The following is a 4,137-nucleotide window of genomic DNA, read 5'->3' on the forward strand; positions in this document are numbered from 1 at the left end:
AGCCGCCCACGGCTCACGACTTGACGACCAACGCCAACGAGCCTAACAATCAACCCCGGGGAACCAACGGCTATTTCAACTATTCGAGGGACATCTTCCGATGATTCCTGGACAACTTTAATCTCTGCGAGCACGTTTTCTTCCACCGGAGCGCCGCGCATTTGTCCAGCCATTTCTGCAAACTGGTCAGTCTGGTAGATCAGCACTCGCTGCTGAGAGTGCTCAAAAAGCTCTCGCAGCATCTCTCGACGGGGGCCAATGATTTGACCGTCGATCTCTTCCCACCAGTCTTCTTTTTTCTCAGATGTCACCAAGACAACTGGCAATTGCTTGGCCTTGGCGAAGTCAAGAACCTCACGCCAAATCAGATAGTCACCGTACTTTCGTTCCTTGGACTTTTTTTTGTCGCAGTATCCAGGTGGAATTTCGTTTTCGTGGCGTCGCAAACCTTCCGTCGCGCGATTTACCGATTCCTCTGCGTTGAGAAATGGCCCAACCTCCGTAAACAGATCGCACAGTGCTTCCAACACAGCGTCCGACGATGCGCTTCTGTAATCAGGATGAGCTTCCTTAGCAGCTTCGATTTGCTGTACAAAATCCGCGACCAACGCCGTGATCTTCGCGGAAAACTGCAGCGGGAGATCCTTGGGAAGCGACCGCCATTCAGCCACCTGCCGACTGGACGCCACAATAGACTCAAGTGCATTGATCGCATTTTTGAAGTTCTTACTGACACCGTTAACGGTTTTCTGGCGATGTCGAAAAAACTCTTCTGCTGCTTGTCGGGTTAGCCAAGCGCGCCCACTGAAGTCTTTTAGACTCTTCAGCAGCAATTCGCGGTTCTCATTGTTGTGCCGGTATAAGTCGAGTAGCACATTTGTGTCCACGGTTAGGAACGCAGACTTCCAGATTTGCTTGTACTCTTCTTCCATCGGAGGAAAGTACCACGGAAATGCGCCCTTCATGATTTCCACCCACGATTGTGCTCGCGACGCTCCAACTCACTACACAAAGATACCAACGCATCCCACGAAAACCAACCAATTAACGGCCGTCAACCAGCTTGCGCCAATCATTTTCTACTTGCTATTCCCGGGATTGCCGATACAAATGAAAGCGGCCGACGGGAGTGGTGGTACACTTCCGCCGGCCTAACCAACTTCGCAGTGTGACCTGCAAAATGGGCTTCTCAAATCTTAATGCGTTGCTTGCGTTTCGTCGTGGCCATCTCGGCCGCACCCAGCTTGCTGGCACCCTGCGCTCCTTTTCATGGAGTGCACAATGTCTCGTAAACCCGCTGGCACATTGATCGAGGGAAGCGAATCCCAACCCCGCCGGTTCTTGGCCCTGCTGCCAGGGTCGGAGCGATTTGTCGACAAAATGCCGAAGTCGTACGTCGACGTTCCCTCGGAATGGGACTCGGCAGGAGATCGAGCCGAGGGCGAATTCGCGGGGAGTTCTCTGGACCTGACGACGCGCGAAGATGCGTTCAAGCAAGTCGCGGAATTCAACCGCAAGAGTCTCAAGGTCGCTTCGGGCGTTACGGCCCACTGGGGCATCGTCATCGAAGTCGGCAGCGCCCGGGTGAACCCTTGGCCGCACGTGTACTTTGTCGTCGAAGTAACCCGCGACGGATCGAACCGTCGGCAACTACGGCAGGAATTCGTCACGGACGTGAAGATCGTTCGTCCGACCGCCGAAGAGCGTGCCCAGTACGCCATCCCCGCGGGCGAGCTCGTCGGCGCCGTCGCGTAGTTTCCACCGTCCACCCCGCCGGCCCCACCTCGTTAGCGCCCGTGGCGCGTGGCGGGAGTCGGCGGGATTTCTCACAAGGAGCAGCAATCATGCGAGCCTGGGTATTTCAGGACAGCCGCCAGAAGCGAAAAGTCGGCAAAGTCACCGCTTGGTCGGTCGGCTGGTACGATCCCGACGGCCACCGATGTTCGAAGCGCATCGGCACGCGCAGTCAAGCCGAAAACGAAGCTCGGAAAATCGAGGGTCAAATTGCCTCGAGCAACTACCAGGCGCCGCTGCGGGCGACGTGGACCGAGTTCATGGTCGATTACGAGGCGAAGATTCTGGCCAGTGCTGAACCGTCAACTCGCGAAAGCACGCTGATCGCGATCAACCACTTTGAGCGGATCGTGAAGCCGATCAAGATGAGCAGCTTGAAGTCCAAGACGTTCGCGGACTACGTCGCAGCACGCCGGGCCGATCCCCGGAACCTGAAGTCGAAAACTCCCGACGTCGGCCCCCGCATTTCGCCGGCAACGGTGAACAAGGAACTGCGGGCGCTCCGTGCGATCATAAAGCGGGCACACCGCTGGGGCTACCTCGCGACAGAGCCGGAGATTGAATTCCTCCGCGAGCCGGGGAAGCATCCAACGTACGTGACACCGGAGGACTTCACGGCCCTCTATCAGTCGTGTGACGCGGCGAGGCGGCCGGCAGAAGGGAATATCACCGCCGGCGGCGTGGTGGCGAGCCCTGCTCATCACGGCCTATATGACCGGCTGGCGAATCGGCCAAATCCTCGCCCTGCGGTGGGAAGACGTCGACCTGGAAAATGGCACGGCGCTTTCCCGTGCAGCCGACAACAAGGGCAAGCGGGACATGCTGATCCAACTGCACGATCTAGCCCTCGATCACCTGCAGACCGTGCGCTCGTTTCACGTCAGCGTTTTCCCGCTGGAGGTCGACCGGCGATCGCTCTACACGGAATTCGAACTCATCCAGAAGGCCGCCGGGGTGAAGCCGCACGGAAAGCAATTCTATGGCTTCCACGACCTTCGGCGGGCGTTCGCGACGATGAATGCGGATCGAATGAGCGGCGACGCGCTCCAGGCGCTGATGCAGCATAAGGACTATCAGACGACCCAACGCTACATCAACATGGCGCGGCAGTTGAAGCCGGCAGTGGCGGAACTGTTCGAGCCTGCCCTCGACCGGTCGGCTATCGTCTGATCCGCCGATCATGGCGCAAGAGAATATGAAATCCTAGCCTTAATTCAGGCCATTCTTTTGCGATGATCGTAAGCACGCCTTCCCAAAGCGTTCCGCGGATGGCCCCTCGACCGGAGTAGACACATGTCTGAATAGCGACCACCTTCGGAGCCTCTGCCGTCCAATCTTCATAAGAGAAGCTCTCATCGTGCAATTTCCAAATGCTACAACCGCTGATGCCCTCGAGGGTTTCTGGCAGTGAAAACGAATTGCCGACCGCAGGCTGAGTCGTCTCGCGCGAAAACCTCAACAGCATGTGAAAGCGATCGTCGTATCGCTCAAAATTACGTCTTCCATCATAGGGGATGGTAATAAGAGAAATCGGTGCTTGCTCAATCGTGCGGGGTTGTTCGGATGAAGTATTCGACCACGCCGAAGGGTAGCCAAAAACCAAGAAACGGCCCTTCGAAATATCCGCGTCGAATTGAAGGTCCGTCTGATTTAGGAACTGCTTTTTGCCGATCTTCTCGACGGTGTCAGCGACCAGGTTCCACACCGCGATATCGTAAGGATCCTCTGACCCAAGATCGGATTGAAACTCGGTAGTGTAAGCCGCCCCTGCTACTTTGAGGGGCACCAGGGCCTCATTCTCTGGTGCCAAAAGCAGAGGTACTTGCGCCTTCATCGCATCAGTCAACACGTGTGCCGCCGTGACGAGAAAAAACTCGCCACCGAAGCGAAACAGAGTACCGGTCCCGTGCTGCTTCGGTTGGCCACCTTGATATGCCAAGATGGCGATGGTGGATTGGCGAGCCCGCAGGCTAACCACGTCAAGAAGCGTGTTCTCGTCCAGGGGCATTCAAATCCCCAAGTGAGTGTTTATTGAGTGCTGAGCATCAGCATGCCAGAAGCTTGCAGCGACCATATCGCCGCAACCTATTACCACACAAAAACTACCGAAGGTGGGAGTCGAACCCACACGAGGTTGCCCTCACTGGATTTTGAATCCAGCGCGTCTGCCATTCCGCCACTCCGGCTCGTGTCCACCTAGTATGGGGTCTGGATGGCCTTGGTCAAGGTCGCCGCTGGGGGAATCAGGGCGAATCAGTTTTCGTAAGCCGTGAACCGGTCGAGGTTTGTTGGCGTAGGAAGCGGGACGGAGCGGTTTTCTTTCCTTTTTTGCACGGAGGTGTG

The 4,137-nt window shown here is 56.6% G+C and carries 4 protein-coding genes and 1 tRNA gene; 2 read left to right on the top strand and 3 right to left on the bottom strand.

Annotation, left to right across the window (positions count from 1 at the left end; translation table 11 throughout):
* Positions 1-965: PIN domain-containing protein (locus tag SGJ19_23875; GenBank protein MDZ4783298.1), on the bottom strand; the 965-nt coding region annotated here is incomplete at its 3' end.
* A gap of 316 nt (positions 966-1,281) precedes the next feature.
* Here SGJ19_23875 and SGJ19_23880 point away from each other — a divergent pair.
* Both SGJ19_23880 and SGJ19_23885 read left to right on the top strand, forming a co-directional pair.
* Positions 1,282-1,755, top strand: a complete 474-nt coding sequence (locus SGJ19_23880) for a hypothetical protein (GenBank protein MDZ4783299.1) — start codon at positions 1,282-1,284, stop codon at positions 1,753-1,755.
* 672 nt (positions 1,756-2,427) lie between these two features.
* Positions 2,428-2,964 (top strand): tyrosine-type recombinase/integrase, encoded by a 537-nt coding sequence (locus tag SGJ19_23885; protein MDZ4783300.1) that lies wholly within the window; start codon positions 2,428-2,430, stop codon positions 2,962-2,964.
* On the opposite strand, the gene SGJ19_23890 is transcribed toward SGJ19_23885, so the two are convergent.
* Entirely contained in the window at positions 2,954-3,802 is an 849-nt protein-coding gene (locus SGJ19_23890; GenBank protein MDZ4783301.1) for a hypothetical protein, read from the bottom strand. The genes SGJ19_23885 and SGJ19_23890 overlap by 11 nt on opposite strands.
* Before the next feature lie 95 nt (positions 3,803-3,897).
* Positions 3,898-3,980, bottom strand: a tRNA-Leu gene (locus SGJ19_23895).
* Positions 3,981-4,137: the final 157 nt, after the last annotated feature.

This window comes from Planctomycetia bacterium, assembly GCA_034440135.1.
Lineage (GTDB): Bacteria > Planctomycetota > Planctomycetia > Pirellulales > JALHLM01 > JALHLM01.

Coding starts and splice junctions, on each gene's coding strand:
- SGJ19_23890 (MDZ4783301.1), bottom strand. CDS start 3,802: ATGCCCCTGGACGAGAACACGCTTCTTGACGTGGTTAGCCTGCGGGCT.
- SGJ19_23880 (MDZ4783299.1), top strand. CDS start 1,282: ATGTCTCGTAAACCCGCTGGCACATTGATCGAGGGAAGCGAATCCCAA.